This window comes from Eikenella sp. HMSC071B05 (assembly GCF_001811325.1).
Lineage (GTDB): Bacteria > Pseudomonadota > Gammaproteobacteria > Burkholderiales > Neisseriaceae > Eikenella > Eikenella corrodens.
Window position 1 is genome coordinate 47,022 of sequence record NZ_KV804551.1, and the last position, 22,940, is coordinate 69,961.

At 56.1% G+C, this 22,940-nt stretch carries 20 protein-coding genes; 15 read left to right on the top strand and 5 right to left on the bottom strand.

Going from position 1 to position 22,940, the window contains the following annotated elements; genetic code table 11:
• On the bottom strand, positions 1-1,790 hold a 1,790-nt coding region (locus tag HMPREF2796_RS06395), incomplete at its 3' end, for a DNA translocase FtsK (RefSeq protein ID WP_083308705.1).
• Here HMPREF2796_RS06395 and HMPREF2796_RS11795 point away from each other — a divergent pair.
• On the top strand, positions 1,789-1,983 hold the full coding sequence (locus HMPREF2796_RS11795; protein ID WP_141749178.1) for a hypothetical protein: 195 nt from the start codon (positions 1,789-1,791) through the stop codon (positions 1,981-1,983). The two genes, HMPREF2796_RS06395 and HMPREF2796_RS11795, sit on opposite strands and share 2 nt — an antisense overlap.
• 642 nt (positions 1,984-2,625) lie before the next feature.
• Positions 2,626-3,384: a carbonic anhydrase gene (gene cah, locus HMPREF2796_RS06400; RefSeq protein ID WP_070632038.1), complete on the top strand. Its 759-nt coding sequence runs from the start codon at positions 2,626-2,628 to the stop codon at positions 3,382-3,384.
• Positions 3,385-3,501: 117 nt separating this feature from the next.
• On the opposite strand, the gene HMPREF2796_RS06405 is transcribed toward cah, so the two are convergent.
• The 3 genes from HMPREF2796_RS06405 to uvrB all read right to left on the bottom strand — a co-directional run bounded on the left by HMPREF2796_RS06405 (position 3,502) and on the right by uvrB (position 7,040).
• Positions 3,502-4,050 (bottom strand): SMI1/KNR4 family protein, encoded by a 549-nt coding sequence (locus HMPREF2796_RS06405; protein ID WP_070632041.1) that lies wholly within the window; start codon positions 4,048-4,050, stop codon positions 3,502-3,504.
• 347 nt (positions 4,051-4,397) lie between these two features.
• Complete coding sequence (locus tag HMPREF2796_RS06410) at positions 4,398-4,994, bottom strand: hypothetical protein (protein WP_070632046.1); 597 nt, start codon at positions 4,992-4,994, stop codon at positions 4,398-4,400.
• 18 nt (positions 4,995-5,012) lie between these two features.
• A complete protein-coding gene (gene uvrB, locus HMPREF2796_RS06415) occupies positions 5,013-7,040 on the bottom strand; it encodes an excinuclease ABC subunit UvrB (RefSeq protein ID WP_070632048.1) in 2,028 nt (675 codons plus the stop codon).
• A gap of 237 nt (positions 7,041-7,277) precedes the next feature.
• Between uvrB and HMPREF2796_RS06420 the strand changes: the two genes are divergently transcribed.
• From HMPREF2796_RS06420 to HMPREF2796_RS06435, 4 genes are all read left to right on the top strand, one after another.
• Positions 7,278-7,814 (top strand): gamma carbonic anhydrase family protein, encoded by a 537-nt coding sequence (locus HMPREF2796_RS06420; RefSeq protein WP_070632050.1) that lies wholly within the window; start codon positions 7,278-7,280, stop codon positions 7,812-7,814.
• Between the two features lie 163 nt (positions 7,815-7,977).
• Positions 7,978-8,166, top strand: coding sequence for a hypothetical protein (locus tag HMPREF2796_RS06425; RefSeq protein WP_070632054.1), 189 nt, complete (start codon positions 7,978-7,980; stop codon positions 8,164-8,166).
• 149 nt (positions 8,167-8,315) lie between these two features.
• The gene (locus tag HMPREF2796_RS06430) at positions 8,316-9,056 is read left to right on the top strand and encodes a tetratricopeptide repeat protein (protein WP_070632057.1); all 741 of its coding nucleotides are present in this window, start codon (positions 8,316-8,318) and stop codon (positions 9,054-9,056) included.
• 105 nt (positions 9,057-9,161) lie between these two features.
• Positions 9,162-9,803: an NAD(P)H-hydrate epimerase gene (locus HMPREF2796_RS06435; RefSeq protein ID WP_070632058.1), complete on the top strand. Its 642-nt coding sequence runs from the start codon at positions 9,162-9,164 to the stop codon at positions 9,801-9,803.
• Positions 9,804-9,880: 77 nt separating this feature from the next.
• Here the strand turns inward: HMPREF2796_RS06435 and amgK are convergent, their stop codons facing one another.
• Positions 9,881-10,885 carry an N-acetylmuramate/N-acetylglucosamine kinase AmgK gene (amgK, locus tag HMPREF2796_RS06440; protein ID WP_070632062.1) on the bottom strand — a complete coding sequence of 335 codons (1,005 nt, stop codon included), beginning with the start codon at positions 10,883-10,885 and terminating at the stop codon, positions 9,881-9,883.
• A gap of 20 nt (positions 10,886-10,905) precedes the next feature.
• Between amgK and HMPREF2796_RS06445 the strand changes: the two genes are divergently transcribed.
• The 9 genes from HMPREF2796_RS06445 to ilvN all read left to right on the top strand — a co-directional run bounded on the left by HMPREF2796_RS06445 (position 10,906) and on the right by ilvN (position 22,558).
• Positions 10,906-13,254 carry an LPS-assembly protein LptD gene (locus HMPREF2796_RS06445; RefSeq protein ID WP_246826841.1) on the top strand — a complete coding sequence of 783 codons (2,349 nt, stop codon included), beginning with the start codon at positions 10,906-10,908 and terminating at the stop codon, positions 13,252-13,254.
• On the top strand, positions 13,251-14,204 hold the full coding sequence (locus HMPREF2796_RS06450) for a peptidylprolyl isomerase (RefSeq protein ID WP_070632065.1): 954 nt from the start codon (positions 13,251-13,253) through the stop codon (positions 14,202-14,204). The genes HMPREF2796_RS06445 and HMPREF2796_RS06450 overlap by 4 nt, the downstream gene beginning before the upstream one ends.
• Before the next feature lie 193 nt (positions 14,205-14,397).
• Complete coding sequence (gene alr / locus HMPREF2796_RS06455; protein WP_070632068.1) at positions 14,398-15,453, top strand: alanine racemase; 1,056 nt, start codon at positions 14,398-14,400, stop codon at positions 15,451-15,453.
• 143 nt (positions 15,454-15,596) lie between these two features.
• Positions 15,597-15,980: a hypothetical protein gene (locus HMPREF2796_RS06460; protein WP_064104412.1), complete on the top strand. Its 384-nt coding sequence runs from the start codon at positions 15,597-15,599 to the stop codon at positions 15,978-15,980.
• A gap of 96 nt (positions 15,981-16,076) precedes the next feature.
• Entirely contained in the window at positions 16,077-16,670 is a 594-nt protein-coding gene (scpB, locus tag HMPREF2796_RS06465; RefSeq protein ID WP_070632071.1) for an SMC-Scp complex subunit ScpB, read from the top strand.
• A 178-nt stretch (positions 16,671-16,848) separates the two neighbouring features.
• Entirely contained in the window at positions 16,849-18,888 is a 2,040-nt protein-coding gene (gene recG, locus HMPREF2796_RS06470) for an ATP-dependent DNA helicase RecG (RefSeq protein ID WP_070632074.1), read from the top strand.
• Positions 18,889-19,019: 131 nt separating this feature from the next.
• On the top strand, positions 19,020-19,874 hold the full coding sequence (locus tag HMPREF2796_RS06475) for an ABC transporter six-transmembrane domain-containing protein (protein WP_070632076.1): 855 nt from the start codon (positions 19,020-19,022) through the stop codon (positions 19,872-19,874).
• A gap of 414 nt (positions 19,875-20,288) precedes the next feature.
• Complete coding sequence (gene ilvB, locus HMPREF2796_RS06485; protein ID WP_070632079.1) at positions 20,289-22,067, top strand: biosynthetic-type acetolactate synthase large subunit; 1,779 nt, start codon at positions 20,289-20,291, stop codon at positions 22,065-22,067.
• Positions 22,067-22,558 (top strand): acetolactate synthase small subunit, encoded by a 492-nt coding sequence (gene ilvN / locus HMPREF2796_RS06490; protein WP_035573514.1) that lies wholly within the window; start codon positions 22,067-22,069, stop codon positions 22,556-22,558. Before ilvB ends, ilvN begins: the two co-directional genes overlap by 1 nt.
• The last annotated feature ends 382 nt before the right edge of the window (positions 22,559-22,940 follow it).

Below are 22,940 nucleotides of genomic sequence, written 5' to 3' on the forward strand. Positions count from 1 at the left end.
CGGGTGGGGATGTTGGCCTTAATCAGGCCGGTTACCACGTCCACGCTGGGGCGCTGGGTGGCCACAATCAGGTGCATGCCGGCGGCGCGGGCTTTTTGCGCCAGGCGGGCGATTTGCGTTTCCACCGCCTTTTTCTCGGTCATCATCAAGTCGGCCAATTCATCAATCACAATCACGATATAGGGCAGCTTTTGCAGCGGCTCGGGCTCGTCGGGATTGGGGCTGAAAGGGTTGGGCAAGGGCTTGCCGGAAGCAGCGGCTTCGGCCACTTTTTGGTTGAAGCCGGCCAGGTTGCGCACGCCGGCATGGGCGAGCAGGCGGTAGCGTTTTTCCATTTCGGCCACGCACCAATTCAGCGCCTGCCCGGCCTCGCGCATATCGGTTACCACCGGGCAGAGCAGGTGCGGAATGCCTTCATACACGGAAAGCTCCAGCATTTTCGGGTCGATCATGATAAAGCGCACCTCGTCCGGCGCGGCCTTATACAGCATCGACATAATCATGGCGTTCACGCCCACCGATTTGCCCGAGCCGGTCATGCCTCCCACCAAAAGGTGCGGCATTTTGCCCAAATCGGCCACCACCGGCTGCCCGGCAATATCTTTGCCTAAAGCCACGGTGAGCTTGGACGGCGCGGCGGCAAATACCGGCGAGGACAGGATTTCGCGCAGCAGCACTTCCTGCCGCTTCTCGTTTGGCACTTCGATGCCCATGGTGCTCTTGCCCGAAATAGTTTCCACCACACGCACCGACTGCATGGAAAGCGAACGCGCCAAATCTTTGGCCAGATTGGTAATCTGGCTGCCTTTCACGCCTTGCGCCGGCTCGATTTCAAAACGCGTAATCACCGGCCCGGCAGTGGCGCTCACCACGGTTACCTGAATGCCGAATTCGGCCAGCTTGGCCTCGATGCGCTCGGCCATGTGCTGCAGGGCTTCGGGGTTGATTTCCGGCGTGTGTTCCTGCGGGCGCGTGAGCAAATCCAATTCCGGCAGCAGATATTCGCCATCTTCGGCTTGCCGTTTGGGGGCGAACAAATCTTTCTGCCGCTCGGGCGCGGGTTTTTGTTTTTCAGGTAGCCCTTGGCCGGCAGGCTGGTTAATCTGCACCGCCACCGGCTTGCGGTTGCTGCTGGCGCCTTCCACCGTTTCCACTTCTTCGGCGGTGATGGTTTTCGCCGTGCGCACCATGCGGCGGGCAAACTTCGCGTTCGGTATGTCGCGCACAAACTGGTGCGGTTGGCGGATCAGTCGATACCACAGCCATTCCAACTGCGCCCCCGCTTTTTCCAGCAGCGTGAGCCACGATACCTGCAACAGCAGCGAGAGCCCCGCCACAATCAGCACCACTTGCACCAAAAGGCTACCTGAAACCCCCAGCAGCCGCGTAAAGCCGCTACCGAGCGATTGGCCGATTAAGCCGCCCGCGCCCATCGGCAGGCTGTCGTGCAACTCGGCCGACCAGGCTGCCGCTTCCAAAAGCGGGCTGCCAAACAAGAGCAATGCCGCTCCGCCCAAGCCCATGCCCAAGTGATACGGTTTCTCGCTGCTCTGTTTCACGCTGCGGAAATTGCGGTAGAGCCACACCGCTGCCGCCAGCAGCAGCCACCACACCGACAGCCCGAACAGATAATAGGCCACATCCGCCGTGTATGCGCCCAATAGCCCGGCCAGGTTGTGCGGTTCGTTGCCGGTGGGGATGCTGCGCGACCAAGCCGGGTCGTCCATGGTGAAGCTTGCCAGCGCCAAAGCCAGGCACACGGAAAACAGCAGCACTAGCAACCACAGCATGTCGGCCAAAAGCGAAATGGATTGCGAAGCCGCAGCAGCAGCGGAAGGCACGGCCGCCCGGCGGGCAGCCTTGGCAGGCGGGTTGTGCCGGTTTGGCTTCGGTTTGGCAGGTTTGCTTGCTTTGCGGGAAGGTTTATTGCTCATATTAACGATGGGGCTACCTGAAAGCCTCGGCTTCGGCAAAGCCGAATAGGTAGGCAGCCGGAATAATGATACAAAACGCCGCATTATAGCAGTATTGCCCCGAGGCTTGCGCGGCTTCCTGGAGTGTAGGGTATGCGCAAGATACAAGCAGGATTGGTTTTAAAGAATGTTCAACTATAGACAAAGGCTACCTGAAAATCCAACTGCGGTTTCAGGTAGCCTTTTCGGTGTTGAGCGGCATGGAGCGGTAGCAACGTGTGGAGTGGAAACGGCAAATTTGTTTGCGCTAAGCCGCTGATTTCGTCTTATCCATCACGTTGAATGTCGGTTCCTAGACTGACACCAGTTACGGTGAAGCTTAAAAACAATACAGAATTTTGCCGAGACGGTGCCAGAAAAATACTGTGACTGATGTATTGCTATACTTCCGGTAATATTTGCATCGGATTCTGATATTTTTGTTGCGGGTATTAATGTTTTGCCGGATAAAGGTAGCCGTGCCTCATGGTTATCCAAAATAAAGTAGGACTTATAGCAAAATGAATTCACTTTAACTTCATTGCTCTAATAGTTTGGAGGCCGGGAAAGCTTGACCGAACCATTTGGTATAGCTATCTTTCAATAAAAAATAAAAATATTTACATACGCACTGCAGCGCTTTTTTCCACTCTTTAATAGAAAGGACCTTGCAATGCCTCGTTTCCCCCGCACTTTACTGCGCCTGACTGCTGTCCTGTTGTTGGCCTGTACTGCTGTTTCCGCTGCCGCACACGGTGAACACACCCATTGGGGCTACACCGGACATGACTCTCCCGAAAGCTGGGGCAACCTGTCTGAAGAATTCCGTTTGTGCTCCACAGGCAAAAACCAATCGCCTGTAAATATTACTGAAACCGTTTCCGGCAGACTGCCTGCCATTCAAGTTAATTACCGTCCGAGTGCCGTAGAAGTTGAAAACAACGGTCACACCATCCAGGTTAATTATCCTGAAGGCGGCAACACCCTGACTGTGAACGGCCGTACCTACACCCTGAAACAGTTCCACTTCCACGTGCCGAGCGAAAACCAAATCAAAGGCCGCACCTTCCCGATGGAAGCCCACTTCGTCCACTTAGACGAAAACAAACAGCCTTTGGTATTGGCAGTGCTGTATGAAGCTGGCAGAACCAACAACCACCTGTCTTCCATCTGGAACGCCATGCCGATGACAGCAGGAAAAGTGAAACTCGACCAACCGTTCAATGCTTCATCACTGCTGCCGCGGAATCTGCAATACTACCGCTTTGCCGGTTCGCTGACCACGCCGCCATGCACTGAGGGCGTGTCATGGTTGGTGTTGAAAACTTATGACCACATTGACCAGGCGCAAGCGGAGCAATTCACCCGAGCCGTTGGTTCACACAACAACCGCCCTGTACAGCCGCTGAATGCACGGGTCGTTATTGAATAAGCGTTAAAGTTGCAAACAGAGGAGGCCGTCTGAAAATTCAGACGGCCTTGTTGTTTATTGGCGGGGTATATGGCACAACTATGCACGCAGCTGGTGGGGATGCAGGCTGCGGTTTGCTCAAAGAGTATCTTCTCCCTCGCTTTCCACGCAACGAATGATCCAGTCTTCAAAACGCCGCCATTCGGCTTCTTCTGCATAAGTAGCGGGATCGGCGGCATCGTGGATAAAAATGTCGAAATTGGGTTCGGCACGGGAAAGGTCGAAGCCGAACCAATCTCCCATGCTGTGATGCGCGCCGATGATAAAGATTTCGCCTATGTCGGGATGTTCGTCGGACGGTAGGTCGTCAAGTTCTTCGCGCAATAGTTGTTGGTAATAGAGATTTTGCTCTTTCAGTTGGGTGAGGTTGTAGATTTCTATTTTGGGCGTTTGCGATGCCGTTTGATCTATCACGCTGGTGTACCACGAATAGAAAAAATCCCCCGTACCGCATTGCTGTAAAAATAAATAATAGCTTTCAGGTAGCCTGTTTTGCGTATATTCGCGTATTGCCTGCAATTCGGCGGCTGAAAGGGGATGTACATTGAAATTCAGATGATTTGCGTGAGATGCTTGGTTGCTTGTCAGCCAGTATTGGAGTTGTTGTAGGGCTTGCGGATAGGTCATGATGGTAGGGGTCTTTTTAAAATGGATTTTGTTGGGTATTGAACCAACAGGAAGAAACCAGTCTTTGAGCGATTATATTTGTTGTTTGGAATGAAACATAGGTCGTCTGAAAATGGATTCACAGTTTTCAGACGACCTTTTTATTATATGTAATTGGGCAAAATGTAGGTTGGGTTGCAAACCTAACATTTTGTTAAATTTAACAGTTTTGTTGAGTCTTGACCCAACCTACGCTTGCTATGCTTGTCACGTTAGTGGGGTAGCAGGGTGTAAGCCGCAGACCCCGCACGGTTTTGGGTGATTTGGGACGGCGTGCGAGGCAGAGTCAAACATTTGACACTTGTTAGTTAACGGTTTTGTATACGTCTCCACACATACTCCATTAGTAGTAACCATCTGCAAACATAATATTTCATATCTATCTTTAAATCTGACTTCATAAGAAGAGCAAAAGTTTCAATTTCTGAACTTAAATAACCATTTGCCTTTCCCAAAGATAAAAATATCTCTCCTATAACCTCTTTATTATCGAAATCAATAGGTGCATCATCATTTGTATAATCATTAATGCATGATAAATATGCACTTAAACTATCGGATATCTCTTTTATTTCTTTTAGTGAAGGAGCAAAAAAATATGGAGATAATTTATATGTATAAAATGCAAACTTATCATTTATTAACAATAACTCTACAAGCTTATGATGCATATCAAGGTGATTTTTTAGTCGAATGCTTTCGTGATCAAAATTAAATTTATCTATATTATTCAAATCAATTTGGCACTCAAATAGAAAAATTTGTATTTCCTGTAATTTTTCTATTGTTTCAGAATAAACTCTTTCCTTTCTTTCCCACCATTTTTGTTTAAAAAAATTCTGTAGAGTTAAAATTGCAACTATTGCCGAACCAATAGCACTTCCTAAAATAGTATAAATATTCATAATATCACCTTAGTCAATTCACTCCGCCCCAAACAACAACCCCTCCTTAATCCCCCGAATCCTATCCCTCAACACAGCCGCTTCTTCAAACTGCAAATCCCTAGCCGCCTGCTGCATGGCCTTTTCCAGTTTGGCGATTTCTTTAATCGCGTCTTCTTCGTTGTGAATCTCGCCGACTTTAACCTTGTTTTTGCCTTTCAGACGACCTTTGCCGCTGTCTTCTTCGTGGTACACGCCATCGATGATGTCTTTGACTTGTTTTTTAATCTGTTGCGGCACGATGCCGTGCTCTTCGTTGAATTTCATCTGTTTTTCGCGGCGGCGTTCGGTTTCGTCGATGGCGGCTTTCATGGAGTCGGTGATTTTGTCGGCGTACAGAATCGCGACGCCGTTCACGTTGCGCGCGGCGCGGCCTATGGTTTGAATCAGGCTGCGGTGGGAGCGCAGGAAGCCTTCTTTATCGGCATCGAGGATGGCGACGAGGGAGACTTCGGGAATGTCGAGGCCTTCGCGCAAGAGGTTGATGCCGACGAGTACGTCAAACAGTCCGAGCCGCAAATCTCTAATGATTTCAACGCGCTCTACGGTATCGATGTCGCTGTGCAGGTAGCGCACTTTGATGCCGAGTTCGCTGTAATAGTCGGTGAGTTGCTCCGCCATGCGTTTGGTGAGGGTGGTAACGAGCACGCGTTCGCCTTTTTGGATGCGGTCGTTGATTTCGCTCATTAAGTCGTCGACTTGAGTGGCGACGGGGCGGATGATGATTTGGGGATCGACCAGCCCTGTGGGGCGGACGACTTGTTCGACCACTTGTCCGGCGTGTTCTTCTTCGTATTTGGCGGGGGTGGCGGAAACGAAAATGGTTTGCGGCATGACTTTTTCAAATTCGTGAAATTTGAGCGGGCGGTTGTCGCGTGCGGAAGGCAGGCGGAAGCCGTAGTCGACGAGATTTTGTTTGCGCGAGGCGTCGCCTTTGTACATGCCGCCGATTTGGGTAACGGTAACGTGGCTTTCGTCGATGAACATGATGGCGTTGTCGGGCAGGTAGTCCATCAGCGTGGGCGGCGGTTCGCCTTCTTTTTTGCCGGAGAAGTGGCGGGAGTAGTTTTCGATGCCTTTGCAGAAGCCCATTTCGTAGAGCATTTCGAGGTCGAAGCGGGTGCGCTGTTCGATGCGTTGTTGTTCGACGGGGCGTTGTTCGCGGGCGAAAAATTCGATGCGTTCGCGTAATTCTTCTTTGATGGACTCGCAGGCGCGCAAGACGGTGTCGCGCGGGGTAACGTAGTGGCTGGACGGGAAGACGGTGTAGCGACCGACGCGCTGGTGCAGGCTGCCTGAAAGCGGGTCGAACATATCGAGGCGGTCAATTTCGTCGTCGAACAGGCTGATGCGCAAGGCGTTTTCGGAGCTTTCGGCGGGGTACACGTCAATCACGTCACCACGCACGCGGAAGCTGCCGCGTTTGAAATCCAAATCGCCGCGTTCGTACTGCATGGAAACGAGCGTGGCGATGATGTCGCGCTGCTCGATGGTGTCGCCTTCTTTGACGGACAACACCATTTGTTGATACTCGGTCGGGTCGCCGATACCGTAAATGGCGGACACGGTGGCGACGATAATCACGTCGTCGCGCGTCATCAGGTTTTTGGTGGCGGAAAGGCGCATCTGCTCGATGTGTTCGTTGATCGCGCTGTCTTTTTCGATAAACAAATCGCGGCTGGGCACATAGGCTTCGGGCTGGTAGTAATCGTAGTAGGAGACGAAATACTCAACGGCGTTTTCGGGGAAAAATTCGCGCATCTCGGCATAAAGCTGGGCGGCAAGGGTTTTGTTGTGCGCCATAATGATGGCGGGGCGGCCGCTTTGGGCGATGACGTTCGCCATGGTGTAGGTTTTGCCCGAACCGGTTACGCCGAGCAGGGTTTGATAGGCAAGGCCGTCTGAAAGCCCTTCGAGCAGGCCGGCAATGGCGGTGGGCTGGTCGCCGGCGGGTGGGAAGGGTTGGTGGAGTTTGAAGGGGGAATCGGGGTATTGGATGATGTCCATGAGGCTACCTGAAAAAGCGCGGGCAAAAGAGAGATTATAGCGCTAATGCGAGTGCTTGCTGCCAGGTGCTTAGCGAAGTTTCAGCTAGCCTTTTGTGGCCGGGCGGGGCGGCAACGGGGTAGGGCGGTATGGTTATGCTGCCAGATTGGTTCCTACACAGCTAAAACCACAGCCCGGCTATACCGCCATCCGATTTTCAGGTAGCCTTGGCGGCTGGATACAAACAAGGAGTTTCCCATGAGCAATATCCGCCCTTATTTGGATACCGTGCCGCAGGTGCATGGCAGCTGTTATCTCGATCCGCTGTGCTTGGTGGCGGGGGATGTGGTATTGGCTGAGGAGGTGTCGGTATGGCCGTTTGCCGTGCTGCGCGGGGATGTGAACAGCATCCGTGTGGGGCGGGGCAGCAATATTCAAGATCATGTGATGCTGCATGTGAGCCACAAAACGGACAGCAAGCCGGAAGGTTCGCCGCTGATCATCGGCGAGGATTGCACCATCGGCCATCATGTTACGCTGCACGGCTGCACCGTTGGCAATCGTGTGTTGGTGGGAATGGGCAGTATTGTGTTGGATGATGCGGTGATTGAAGACGATGTGATGATCGGGGCGGGCAGCTTGGTGCCGCCGCGCAAACGGCTGGAAAGCGGCTATTTGTATGTGGGTTCGCCGGTGAAACAAGTGCGGCAGCTTACGGCGGAGGAGCTGGCGTTTCTGCCGTATTCGGCGGCGCATTATGTGCGGGTGGCAGAGGGGCATAAGGCGGGCGGCTGATTTTAGTTTTGTAGAACCCCCGTTGTCTTCGGCTACTTCGTTTTTATTTCGTTGAAGCGGGGGCTTTCAGGTAGCCTGCGCTGTGCCGTAGAGGCTACCTGAAAATGATTGTGCTATTATTTGAAAATACTTGTTTTTATTCAATTGGATGAAAGGAATAACCATGAAAGCAACATATCGATTGGCCGCTGCTGCGGTGTTGGCCGCTCTGTTGTCGGCCTGCGGTGCCGGCGTGGGCGTGAGCGGCGGCAACGGCCATGTGGGTGCGCGCGGCTCGGTGGATTTGGACAACGGCAATAGCAGCGTTACGCCTTATGGCAAAGTGGGCGTGGGGGTGGAGGTGACGCGTTAGGCGTGGCTACCTGAAAGCCCTGCTTCAAGCAAGCGAAAACGTGCCATTTGCCGCAAATGTGAATTTCGGTATATTGCCGTTGTGTTATTTGAAATATTTTCAGGTAGCCTTTGCTGCCAGATTGTGTTCAATCCATGACAAGGAACATCATGAAAAAACACCTGCTCGTCATCCTGCTGGCGCTGGCTGCCCCCGCCACCTTGGCCGCGCCTTATCAGCCGCTGAACCTGCCAAGCTTGGTGAGTGGCAGCCCCGAGCATCCGCCGATTAATGTGAATATGCCTGCCGTGCAGCGTGCGTTCGATAATTTGGCCGCACACGCGGCGGAATACCCCGTGCAGTTCGACAACGATGCCGACCGCCGCCGCGCCATCGCCGATTTGCAGCCTTTGGGTGTGCTGCTCGACAGCCTCGTGCAAAACAACATGCCGCGTGCCGGTGCCGCGCCCAGCCAAGAGTGCTTGGCGCTTCTGCAAATGCGTGCCCGTCTCAACTGGATGGGGCACAACCTCGACCAAGCCGGCTATGCCGATCGTGCCGAAGCCGACTACAGCCGCCTGCTTGCCTTTGCTCCTACCGCCGCCAAACCCGCCGTGCAGGGCGAATTCGGCAATTTCCTCGCTTCCAGCGCCCGCATGGAACGTGCCATCCCCATGCTGCGCGCTGCCTACCAAGCCGGTCATAAAGAAAGCGGCCGGGATTTGGCCACTGCCCTGTTAACGCAAAATAAACGCAGCGAAGCCCTGCCGCTGCTGCGCGAATATGTGCGCAACTTCCCGCAAGACCAAAAAGGCCGGGCCATCCTCAATGCGGTGGAACAGGGCAGGGTGGAAACGCACGCGGTGTATCCAAGCCATTTGCAGCGCATGCCTAAGCGGCATCGGCATTAAAATTGCATGGGGATTGCATGCCAAGCAGGCTACCTGAAAATCTTCGGGTAGCCTGTTTGCCGAGAAGGGCATAGAATTTTGCCCACCCCAACACAGGAGAACACCATGCCGCAGAATCCCCCGAAAATCTACACCGCCGCCCAGATGCGCGAGCGCGAACAGGCTGCCGTGGCGGCCGGCACCAGCTTTTTGCAGCTGATGGAAAACGCCGGGCAGGCCGCCGCTGCCGATTTGCTGCGCCGCCTGCCCGAGCCCGGCCGCGCCCTCTTGGTGTGCGGCAAGGGCAATAACGGCGGCGATGCGCTGGTGATTGCCCGTGTGTTGCAGGAGCACGGCTGGCAGGCTGATATTGTGCTGCTCTTGGGTACGGTACTGTCGGATTTGGCCGAAGCCAACCGCCAACGCCTCCAGGGTTTGGATGGGATATGCTTCCTGCCGGTTGAGGCATTGCCTGCCGTGCTGGAGCAAGGCTACGGCTTGATTATCGACGGCATTTTCGGCACCGGTTTTTCAGGTAGCCTGCCGCCCGAGGCCGCGGAATGTTGCCGCCAGATCAACCGCGCTGCCGGCTACAAAGTGGCGCTCGATATCCCCACTGGCCTCAACGGCGACACCGGGGGAGCCGCCGCCGACACCTTCCGCGCCAACCTCACCTACGCCTTCGCTGCGCTCAAACCCGCCCACGCCAGCCCCGCCGCGCGGCAGTGGTGCGGCGAGATTGTGTGTTTGGATATCGGGATCGATTAGGCAAGAGGGCGAAATGCTCAAGCGGAGGAAGGCTACCTGAAAGGCCAGCCTCAACCAGATTAAAAACCGTTCCGCATTTAAAACGTATAGCCGGTTTGCAGCTCTTCGTCGCCCACCAGCTCGAGCAAGAGTGCATAGAGCGGGGCGAGTTCGCGGTAGCGGCGGGCGGTGTGGCGCAGATAGTTGAGGAAGCGGGGGATTTCGGGGCGGTATTTGCCTTTGCCGTCGCGGTGCCACAGGCGGGCGAAAATGCCGGCCACTTTCAAGTGCCGCTGCACGCCCATCCATTCGAAATCGCGGTAGAAACGGTCGAAATCGGCGGGCACGGGCAGGCCGGCGGCGCGGGCTTTTTCCCAGTAGCGCACGGCTAGGTCGATCACAAACTCTTCTTCCCATTCGATAAATGCGTCGCGCAGGAGGGAAACCAGGTCGTAAGTAATCGGGCCGTAGAGCGCGTCTTGGAAATCCAGCACGCCGGGGCGGCCTGGGGTGAGCATCAGGTTGCGTACGATGAAATCGCGATGCACATACACTTGCGGCTGGGCGGTCAGCACGGGCAGGAGGGTGTTGAGCGTTTGCTGCCACAGCTGTTGCTGTTTGAAGTTCAGGCTTTTGCCCAGCTCTTTGGCTATAAACCAATCGGGGAACAGTTGCATTTCCCGGCGCATCACGGCTTCGTCGTATTCGGGCAGCACGCCGGGGCGGCTGGATTTTTGCAGGTCGATTAGTGTGTCGAGTGCGTCTAAAAGCAGGGCGCGTTGCACTTCGGGGCGGGTGTCGTGTTCCAGTGCGGCCAAGTACGGCACTTTGCCGAAGTCTTCCAAGGCGGCAAAACCGTGTTCGATATCGTGGTGGAACACTTGCGGCACATGCACGGCGGCAAAAATCTCGCGCACGCGCAAATAGGGCTCGATGCTCATTTTGTCGGGTGGTGCGTCCATGCAGACCACGCTCTCGCCGTTTTCGAATACGGCGCGGAAATAGCGGCGGAAATCGGCATCCGCTGCGGCGAAGGAAAGGATGAAACTCCGCTGCGGATAACGTTTCTGCAGCCAGTTTTGCAATTCTTTTTCTCGTTCCATGATGTTTTTCGGGTTAAAATATGCGCCATTTTAAACCCGCTGTGAAAAATTGGGGTGATTCTTTGTCTTGCTTTTTCCGATTGAGCCCGATGGCGGCCGCCGTGTTGGCTGGTTTGAGCCTGCCGGCCTTGCTGCAGGCCGAGCCGTTGTCGCTGGCGGCAGAGGGCGGTGCGGCCTGCCACCGGCCGGACGCGCCCAAACAGATGATTGCGCCGGTGAAAACCAGCGGCGAAGGCGCATTGGCCGAAGGAGCCACCCGCGTGAATGCCGACCGTGTGATCGGTCAGAGTGATGTGCGCGTGCGTGCCGAGGGCGATGTGGTGGTGGAGCGTGGCAACCAGGTGCTTAATGCGCAATGGATTGACTACAATCAGCCGCAAGATACTGTGCAGGCTGGCGACCGCTTCACCTTGGAGCAGGGCGGCGGGCGCGTGAGCGGCGAGAGCCTGCGTTATAAGATGGACACCCGCCAGGGTGAGGCCACCAATGCCCGCTTTGAAGCCGAAAGCAGCAGTGGCCGCCTGCAGGGCACCAGCCAAACCCTGCGTATGGACGGCGAAAACCGTTATCGACTGGAAAACGGCCGCTTCAACACTTGTAATCCGGGCGATGAGAGCTGGTATATCCGTGCCAAAAGCATTGAAGCAGACTACGAGCGCAATGTCGGCGTGGCGCGCAATGCCTCGCTGGTGGTAGGTGGTGTGCCGCTGTTTTACACGCCGTGGATTGATTTTCCGCTCAACGGCAACCGCAAAAGCGGCTTTTTAGTGCCCACTTTAAAAGCCGGCTCCGATGGCGTGGAAATCACTACCCCTTATTATTTCAACCTGGCTCCAAACTACGATTTCACGCTCACCCCCAAGCTCTATAGTCGGCGTGGCCTGCAGCTGGCCGGTCAATTCCGCTATCTGCAGCCCAAATACCAGGGCGACATCAGCTTGGCCGTGCTGCCCGCAGACCAACTCAGCCAACACGACACCCGCAGCAAAATCGATTGGGACCACCAACACCAATTCAGCCGTACCCTCAGCGGCGGTGTGGATTTTCACCAAGTATCCGATGACGACTATTACCGCGACTTCTACAACCGCACCGATATCGCCACCAATGTCAACCTCAACCGACAGCTGTGGCTGCGTCACCAAACTGAATTGTGGACCGGCCGTTTCGACAGCTACGCTACTATTCAGAAATACCAAACCTTGGCCAATGCCGACGGCTACAAAGGCGACCAACCCTATTCACTGTTGCCGCGCCTAAGCAGCCAATGGCAGAAGCGTTTCGGTATCGCCAACTTCCAAATGTTCGGCCAATACAGCAACTTCCGCCACGACAGCAAACAGGAAGGCAGTCGTTTGGTGCTCAACCCCAGCGTGAGCGCGGAATTCAACCGCAGCTGGGGCTATGTCCGACCCAAGCTCGGCTTGCACGCCACTTATTACAACCTCGACAGCCATAACGGCGCGCAGGCCCGCAATTTCAGCCGCATATTGCCCACATTCAGTGTGGATAGCGGTATGGTGTTTGAGCGGCCGGCCAGCTGGCAGGGGCGTGATTATGTGCAAACCTTAGAGCCGCGCCTGTTCTACACCTACATCCCCACCAAGCAGCAAAACGACATTCCGCTGTTTGATACTGCCGAAAACAGTTTCAACTACAGCCAGCTGTTCCGCGAGAACCGTTTCTCCGGCCACGACCGCATCAACGCCGCCAACTTCCTCACTATGGCGGTGCAAACCCGCCTGTATGATGCCCGAAATGGTGCAGAGCGTTTCTCCGCCAGCCTTGGCCAGCGCCTGTATTTCACTCGTGACGACGTATTGCTCGACGGCAGCCGTGTGCAGCGGCGCAGCGGCCATTCCGATTTGTTGGCCTTTGCCGACGGCCGGGTAACCGACAATATCTGGCTGAACAGCGAAGTGCACTACGACACCAGCCAAAATGCCGCGGCCAAATATCATTTCGGCCTGCGCTACAGCCCGGAGCCAGGCAAAACCGTGGGTGCGCGCTATCAATATCGCCGCCATGGCGAAATTTACGATGACATGTACGGCAAAGTACGCCGGGCCGACGTGTATTTCCAATGGCCGGTGAGCCGCAATCTTTATCTGGTAGGCCGCCACAGCTATTCCTTCAGCGAACATAAACCGGTGGAACACCTTTTGGGTATGGAATACATCAGCGGCTGTGGCTGCTGGAGCTTGAGCGCCGTCGGCCAGCATTATGTGAACGGCGTGAATTCCAGCAAAAATGCCTTCTTCCTCCAGCTGCGCCTGCGCGACTTGAGCAGCCTGGGCAACAATCCTTTTGAACAAATCCGCCAGTCGATTCCTGGCTACACCAACATTGATGAGGTAATGCGTAAATGAAAATGAAAACTTTGGTTTTGGCGCTGGGCATGAGCCTGGCTTTTCAGGTAGCCTCGGCCAACAACGTACGTTCGGTGGACAACATCGTGGCTGTGGTGGAGAACGAAGTCATCACCCAGCGCGAGCTTGATCAGGCCGTGGCCCACACTCGCAGCCAAATGCCGCGTGGCACGCAAGTATCCGAGCAGGAATTGCAGCGGCAAACTCTGATGCAGCTGGTGAACCAATCACTTTTGGTGCAGGCCGGCCGACGCAACAATATCCAAGTGCCGGATGCTGAAGTGGAAGCCGAAATTGCCCGTATCGCCGCTTCCCGCCGCCAAAGCGTGGCTCAGTTTGAAGCTGCCCAAGCCCGCTTCGGTATCGACAAAACCGCCCTGCGCCGCCAAGTGCGCGACAGCATGATTGCTCAACGCGTGCAGCAGGGGCAGACTGCCGGCGAGGCTAAGGTGAGCGAAGACGAAATCAATGCCGCCATCGCCCGCGCCCGTGCCCAAGGCATTACCCTGCCGCAGGCCACACCCAAAACCCAATACCATGCCCAGCATATTTTGATTGCCAGCCAAGGCGAGCGTGCCCAGCGGCTGGCGCAACGCCTGGCGCAAAATGCCCAACGCGGCGCCGATTTTTCCGCCCTGGCGCGCCAGTATTCGCAAGACGGCAGTGCTGCCAATGGCGGTGATTTGGGCTGGCTCTCCGAAGGCGAAACCGTGCCCGAGTTCGAACGTGCCATGCGCGGTTTGAAACCCGGTCAGGTGAGCGCACCGGTACACACCCAGTTCGGCTGGCACGTGATCCGCTTGGTGGAAGCCCGCACGCCGAACACGCCCGATGCCCGCATCCGTGCCGGCGTACACGATGCCATCGCTGCCCAGAAAACCCAAGCCGCCATGCAGGGTCTGCTCCAGCAGTTGCATCAAAACAGCTTTATTTCCATTCGGATGCAGTAGGCAGATTGGCCGCAGAGGATGATTGGCCTATCCTTTGCGGCCAATTTACAGGCTACCTGAAAGTTTCAGGTAGCCTCATGCTCGACCAATTTGCTGTTGCAGGCCATCAATGCCGTATTTATTTTTTCAGGTAGCCTTTAAAGGCTACCTGAAACCCATACCAACCCTAACCGATAGAGAATAGAGACCCGCCATGCGCCCGCTCACCGCCACCATCCGCCTCAGCCACCTGCGCCACAACTACCAACTGCTCAAACGCCTGCACGGCAATAAGATGCTCGCCGTGGTGAAAGCCGATGCCTACGGCCACGGCGCCGTGCGCTGCGCCCGTGCGCTGGCCGATTTGGCCGACGGTTTCGCCGTGGCCACGCTGGATGAGGGCATCGAACTGCGCCAAGCCGGCGTCAGCGCGCCCATCGTGATGCTCGAAGGCGTGTTTGAGCCCGCCGAATACGCCGCGGTAGACGAATACCGCCTGTGGCCGGGCGTACAAAACCAATGGCAGCTCGAAAGCCTGCTGGCACACCGCTGGCGCGAGCCGGTAACCGTTTGGCTGAAAATGGATTCCGGCATGCACCGCGTGGGCTTCTTCCCGCAAAACTTCGCCCCTGCCCACCAAGCCCTGCGCCAAAGCCCGCAGGTGGCGCATATTGTGAACATGACCCACTTCGCCCGCGCCGACGAGCCGGAACAAGCGATGACCACCGCCCAGCTGGCCGCCTTCGACACCGCCGTGGCCGGCCTTTCCGGCGCACAGAGCCTCGCCAATTCCGCCGCCATCATCGCCCACCCCGCCGCCCGCCGCGACTGGGGGCGCGCCGGCATCGCCCTTTACGGCATCGAACCCTTCCCCGGCGCCTGCCCCGAGCTCAAACCCGTGATGCGCCTCACCAGCCGCATCTTTGCCGAACGCACCCTCCAGCCTGGCGAACCCGTCGGCTACGGCGCATCCTTCATCACCGAACGCTCCACCCGCATCGGCATTGCTGCCTGCGGTTATGCTGACGGCTACCCCCGTACCGCGCAAAACGGCTGCCCGCTCACCGTAAACGGCCAACCCAGCCGCCTCATCGGCCGAGTGAGCATGGACATGCTCGCCGTCGAGCTCGACCATCATCAAGGCGTGGGCAGCGAGGTGGAGCTGTGGGGCGACGCCGTTTCTGTAGCCACCGTGGCCCAATCTGCTGGGACGATTTCCTACGAGCTGCTGTGCCACATCAAACGGGCCAACTATGTGTATCAAGAGTAATCAATAAGTTGAAGGCTACCTGAAAAAAGCTTCAACAGCGTTTCTGCGAAGTTTCAACGCAGTTAAAGCAGTTGTGCATTTTCAGGTAGCCTTTGGCCTGTTATTCGAGGCTGCCTGAAATCCATCAGGTATCGACAGTACCCATGAAAAAACTCCTTCCCTTCCTGCTTTTCGCCCCCTTGTGTGCCCAAGCCCAACCGCTTGGTGCAGGTACATACAAATACGTTGAATGGGGCGTCCACGGCGGTGCCGACATCCGAAAAATGCTGGTGATCGAGGTGTTACCCAACAGCCGATACTGTATGCTTTCCCTCATGGACCACAAAGAAGACAGCGCTGCGGGCAGGTGGCAGCGCAGCGGCAACAGCATTCGCCTTGGCAACGGCCTGCGCCTACAGCAGAGAAACGGCCAGGTGTATGCCGGCCAACAAGCTGTGCAATACGAACCCTATGCCAGCAAAGATAGAGAAGACTACGCCGCCGGGGTTTGTAAGGAAATAGAAGCCAGGAGCGCGCCGTCGCTTTGAAGCCGTGGCCGCCGTTTTTGAGGCTACCTGAAAAAAGTAGCCCGACATCCATCGCCGCCGTTTTGCCAAATCCACCCAACACACATCCAACCACCCATGCCGCCAACCCTTTCCCCCGAAAGCCTGATCGAAGCCGCGCTGCTCACCCAGCCCGAACCGCTGCCCGAACGCAGTTTGCGCGCCCTGTGCGAGCCGCCGCTTTCTGCCGATAAGCTCGAAGACGTGCTCGAAGCCCTGCAGCAACGCTGGCAGGGCAGGGCGCTGCAACTGGTGCGCACCCATGAGGGCTGGCGGTTTCAGGTAGCTTCTGCCGCCTTCGAGCGGCTCGGCAGCCTGGAAGAACAGCGCACGCCGCGCTACTCCCGCGCTGTGATGGAAACCTTGGCCATCATCGCCTACCGCCAGCCGGTAACGCGCGGCGACATCGAAGCCATCCGCGGCGTGGCGGTATCGCAAAACGTGATGCAAACCCTGCAGGAGCGCGGCTGGATAGAAAGCGTGGGCAAACGCGATACCATCGGCCGCCCCAGCCTGTGGGCCACCACCAAAACCTTTCTCACCGATTTGCAAATTGACACCCTCGAATCCCTGCCGCCCCTGGCCGAACTGGGCGAGTTGGTATTGCCTGAGCTGGGTATTCACGGGGCAACGGCAGAAGAAGAAATGGCGGAAGAAAAGGCTGAGGAATAGGGCATTCGAGTGCGACTAATATTTTCAGGTAGCCCGATGAAGGCTACCTGAAAAGTATCCGCTCCAGTACAATCCCTCCATCTTTCTGCTCCGCACAAGCCCGCGCTTTAGCTTCGCAGAAACTCACTCCGTTCGTTTTAACTGCGTTGAAGCTCACGCTTTCAGGTAGCCTTATCCCATGAGCGCCGATTTCAAACAACAACTCAAGCTCAACGACGCCACCGCCGGCAAGCTCGCCAAGCTGCATATCCGCAGCCTGTGGGACGCCGTGCTGCACCTACCCCTGCGCTACGAAGACGAAACCCACATCACCCCGATCAAAGACGCGCCCGTGGGCGTATCCTGCCAAGTGGAAGGCGAAGTGGCACATCAGGAAATCCAATTCCGCCCGCGCCGACAGCTGATTACCCAAATCCGCGACCAATCCGGCAGCGTGCTGCACCTGCGCTTTATCCATTTCTATCCCAGCCAGCAAAAACAGCTCGCCAAGGGCAAACGCATCCGCGCCATCGGCGAAATCCGCCATGGCTTTTTCGGCGACGAAATGGTGCACCCCAAAATCCGCGATGCCGAGAGCCAAGGCCTGGCCGAGAGCCTCACCCCCGTGTATCCCACCGTGTCCGGCCTCAGCCAGCCCACGCTGCGGCGCATTATCCGGCAAGCCCTCGGGCAAACCGATTTAGCCGACACGCTACCTGAAAGCCTGCTGGTCAAACTCAAGTTGCCGCCGCTGGCCGAAAGTCTGCATCTTCTGCACGCGCCGCCGCCCGAATACAGCATCGGCCAATTGTCGGACGGCAGCCTGCCTGCCTGGCAGCGGCTGAAGTTCGACGAACTGCTCGCCCAGCAGCTTTCCATGCGCCTGGCTCGCGCACAACGGCTCAGCGGGCAGGCCATGCCGCTGGTGGGCGAGGGCAGCCTCGCCAAACCGCTGGTGCAGAGCCTGCCTTTCGCCCTCACCGCCGCTCAAGATCGCGTGCTGGCCGAAATCCGCCACGATTTGGCGCAGCCGCACCCGATGCACCGCCTGCTGCAGGGCGATGTGGGCAGCGGCAAAACCATCGTGGCCGCACTTTCTGCGCTGGCCGCCATCGAAGCAGGCGCACAAGTAGCCGTGATGGCACCCACCGAAATCCTTGCCGAGCAGCACCACATCAAATTCCGCCAATGGCTCGAGCCGCTGGGCATCAGCGTGGCTTGGCTTTCAGGTAGCCTCAAAAAGAAAGAAAAAGACCAAGCCAAAGCCGCACTGGCCGACGGCCGCATCCGCCTGGCCGTGGGCACGCACGCCCTGTTTCAAGACGACGTATTCTTCCAAAACCTCGGCTTGGTGATTGTGGACGAGCAGCACCGCTTCGGCGTGGCGCAGCGTCTCGCCCTGAAAAACAAAGGCCGTGACGTACACCAGCTGATGATGTCCGCCACCCCCATTCCGCGCACGCTGGCCATGAGCTTCTTTGCCGACCTCGATGTTTCCGTTATCGACGAGCTGCCGCCCGGCCGCACACCGATTAAGACCCGTTTGGTCAACAACATCCGCCGCCGCGAAGTGGAAGGCTTTGTGCTGGCTACCTGTAAAAAAGGGCAGCAGGCCTATTGGGTGTGCCCGCTGATTGAAGAGAGCGAAGCGCTGCAGCTGCAAACCGCCACCGATACGCTCGCCGAGCTGCAGGCCGCCCTGCCCGAGCTCACCATCGGCCTGGTGCACGGCCGCATGAAGAGTGCGGAGAAAGCCGCCGTGATGGCCGAATTTGCCGCCGGGCGGATTCATGTGCTGGTGGCCACCACCGTGATCGAAGTGGGGGTGGATGTGCCCAACGCCGCCCTGATGGTGATCGAACACGCCGAGCGCATGGGGCTTTCCCAGCTGCACCAATTGCGCGGCCGGGTAGGGCGCGGCGCCGCGGTATCCAGCTGCGTGCTGCTGTTTGCCGAGCCCTTGGGCGAAACCGCCAAAGCCCGCCTCAAAGTGATCTACGAAAACACCGACGGCTTTGAAATCGCCCGCCAAGATCTCAACATCCGCGGCCCCGGCGAATTCCTCGGCGCCCGCCAAAGCGGCCTGCCCATGCTGCGTTTCGCCGATTTGGAGCAAGACCTGCCCCTCTTGGAAGCCGCCCGCCAGCTTGCCCCCGAACTAATCGCCCGCCACCCCGATATTGTGGAAAAACACCTAGAACGCTGGCTGGCCAGCCGCGAAGGCTATTTGGGCGTGTGAACATCGATGTGATCAAGGCTAGCTGAAAACAAATCATGCTTTGCTATTTGGGTAAAACATATTTTCAGGTAGTCTCCTTGTATACTCCCGGCTACCTGAGAATCAATCATCTAATTTTTACATACCACACCATGCCATCTTCCTCTGCTTTCCAAACCCTAAAAACCATTGCCACCCAAAACCGCCGCCGTCTCATCGGAACGTTCTCTCTGGTGGCAGCGGAAAACCTGCTTATCAATACTTATCCGTTGTTTGCCGGCTTCGCCATCAACCAGGTGGTGTCCGGCAGCTTGTGGGGCGCGGCAGGTTATGCGCTGCTGATGATTGTGATTTACAGCGTGTCAGCGGCACGCCGCAGTGTGGATACTCGAGCCTTTGCCAAAATCTATGCCGAAACGGCCGTGCCAGTAATTCTGCGCCAGCGCGAAAGTGGGAGCAGCCATTCGGAAACCGCTGCCCGTGTAGCTCTTTCCCGTGAGTTTGTGGATTTTTTCGAGTTGCACCTCCCCTTGTTTACTACTTCAGTGTTTTCCGCCGTTGGCTCGGTGGTGATGCTGCTGGTGATTGAGTTTTGGGTGGGCGCTGCGGCACTGTTGGTGGCGGCGGTGTTTGCTCTGTTGGTGCCGCGTTTTGCTGCCGTGAATGATCGGCTCTACCACCGCCTGAACAACCGCTTGGAAAAGGAAGTGGATTTGGTGGGTACGGCGAGCGAGCGTACTTTGTCGAAACATTATTCCTTCTCCGCCCGCCTGCGGATTCTGATTTCCAATCGTGAAGCTACCAGCTTCCTGGCTATAGGGCTGGCGCTGAGCTTCCTGTTCGGTACGGCATTGTTGCTGCTTACCCTCCAAGGCTATGGTAGCGCGGGGCACGTTTATTCTGTAACCACTTATCTGTGGAACTTTGCCATGAGTTTGGACGATAGCCCGCAGCTTTTGGAACAGTACGCTAAACTCAAAGATATCGGTAAGCGGGTTGAAATGTAGCTGTACTGCGGTTTAGATGGATAGGAAAAGGCTACCTGAAATCCGGCATGCTTCCGGTTTCAGGTAGCCTTTGTTTTCGCAGCATAGCTGCCTGCCGATATTATTCGATAGCTTATTTCCGCTTTTTTAAGTGAAGTGGCATTTTCTTAGTGATTGCTGTGCGTTAGCTAGTTAATCATGCCTATGGTGCAGTATTTTTCCCGCCCACCCTTGTTTTTTATGCCGCGCTGCGGTATCTTGATTTTCCTTTTTTTACATAAACCCCGCATCTCTTCCGAGGGTGCGGCGTGCAGACTGTTACCGGTTGTTGCCGTTTTGCGTACCTTAAATCCGCCCGGCTTCAGCCAGCGCATTACCATGCCGAGGTAAAGCTGCCGCCGACTGTCGGCTGATGTGCATAAAAGGAGAGGTTTGATGCAATTATCAGGCGCACAAATATTGGTGCAAAGTCTTAAGGCCGAGAACGTGGAATACGTATTCGGCTATCCCGGCGGCGCAGTTTTGGAAATCTACGACGCTCTCTACCAACTCCACAAATTCGAGCATATCCTGGTGCGCCATGAGCAGGCTGCGGTGCATGCCGCCGATGCCTATGCGCGCGTGAGCGGCAAGGTGGGCGTGGCGCTGGTTACTTCCGGCCCGGGCGCCACCAACGCCATCACCGGCATTGCCACAGCCTATAGTGATTCCATTCCGCTGGTGGTGATTTCAGGCCAGGTGCCTTCGCCCGCGGTGGGCTCGGATGCGTTTCAGGAAATTGATATGGTGGGTATTTCCCGCCCGTGCGTGAAGCACAATTTCTTGGTTACCGAGGTGGACGAAATCGCGCCCACCATCAAAAAGGCGTTTCAAATTGCGCAGAGCGGCCGCCCCGGCCCGGTGGTGGTGGACATCACCAAAGATGCTACGCAGGCGCTTTCTAAGTTCAGCTATCCGCAGGAAGATATTTTTATCCGTTCCTACCAGCCGGTTACGCATGGCCATATCGGTCAGATTAAAAAAGCGGTGCAGATGCTGGCGGCGGCCAAACGCCCGCTGGTGTATTTCGGCGGCGGCGTGATTTTGGGCAATGCGGCCAAACAGCTCACCGAATTGGTGCAGCTTCTGAATATTCCCTGCACCGGCACGCTGATGGGTTTGGGCGGCTATCCTGCTTCCGACCGCCGCTTCCTCGGCATGCTCGGTATGCACGGCACATACGAGGCCAACCTGGCCATGCACGATGCCGATGTGATTTTGGCCGTAGGCGCGCGTTTTGACGACCGCGTGATTTCCGTGCCGGCCAAATTCCTGGAACAGCCGAAAAAAATCATCCATATCGACATTGATCCTTCCAGCATCGCCAAGCGTGTGAAGGCCGACGTGCCGATTGTGGGCGACGTGAAAAACGTGTTGGAGGAAATGATCGGTCTGTGGCGCAAGCAGGAATTACAGTTTAATCCGGCCAATCTGGAAAAATGGTGGCAACGCATCGAAGCCTGGCGCAGCCGCAACTGTCTCGCCATCGAGCCGCACGAAGACATTATCCTGCCGCAGCAGGTGGTGCGCACCCTAGCCGAAGTAACCCAGGGCAACGCCATCATCACCGCCGACGTGGGGCAACACCAAATGTTTGCCGCGCAGTATTATCCCTTCTCCCAGCCGCGCCAATGGCTCAATTCCGGCGGACTGGGCACCATGGGCGTGGGCCTGCCCTATGCCATGGGCGCGTATCTTGCCGCGCCGAACCGTGATATTTGCTGCATTACCGGCGAAGGCTCGATTCAGATGAACATCCAAGAGCTGGCTACCTGTAAACAATACAATCTGCCGGTGAAAATTATCTGCCTGAACAACGGCTATCTCGGTATGGTGCGCCAATGGCAGGAGCTGTATTACAGTAACCGCGAAGCTGAAACCTATTTCGACACGCTGCCCGACTTTGTGAAGCTGGCCGAAGCCTACGGCCATGTGGGCATGCGCATTGAAAAACCGGCCGACGTGGAAGGCGCGCTGCGCGAAGCCCTCGCGCTGAAAGACAGGCTGGTGTTTATGGACTTCGTGGTGGACCGCAAACAAAACGTCTTCCCCATGGTGGGCAACGGCAAAGGTTTGGATGAAATGGTATTGCCGCCGCATATGCGCGAGCGCAAAGCCGATTCCGATGTAAACGAAGTAACCGACCGCCACTACGACACAAGGAGCGTGCCATGATGCGACACATTTTATCCATCCTGATGGAAAACGAATCCGGCGCCATGAGCCGCGTGGTCGGCCTCTTTTCCGCGCGCGGCTACAACATCGACGCACTTTCCGTAGCCCCCACCGAAGACCCCACCCTCTCGCGCATGACCATCGTTACCCGCGGCAACGACCAAGTGCTCGAGCAGATTACCAAACAGCTCAACAAGTTGGTGGAAGTGGTGAAAGTAATCGACTTCAACAACTGCCGCCATGTGGAGCGCGAGCTGATGCTGGTGAAAGTACGCGCCTTGGGCAAAGACCGCGACGAACTCCTGCGCCTCACCGATATTTACCGCGGCCAAGTGGTGGACGTAACCGATAAAAGCTATGTGATTGAAATCACCGGTACCAGCGACAAGCTCGACAGCTTCCTCGAAACCGTGCCCAAAGGCCTGATTCTGGAAACCGTGCGTACCGGCGCCGCCGGCATCGGGCGCGGCGAGCGGATTTTGAAGATTTGATGTTTGTTTGGCTGGTTTAAAGCCCGCAGTGAATTTTCAGGTAGCCTGTATACCAAGCAGGCTACCTGAAAATATTTATAGCAGGCTGCCCGAAAGCGCAAATGGGTTTTCAGGTAGCCTTTTGCTGCACAGGCTACCTGAAACCAGCCACCACAGCACATACCGAAGACCAAAATAACGACAGGGTGGGCTTCACTTGCTGCTATTGAATTGTTGGCGATAAATTCTGTTTATACGAATTAAATGGGGAGAATCACTTTTGGTAGCTTGGAATTGTAGGTGATGAATAGTTTTTCACTGCCATGCTGTTTGGTGGGAAATGGCGAAAATCCTTGCTGCAACAGGTTTGCAAACGATAGAATCCCCACCCATTAAGGCATCC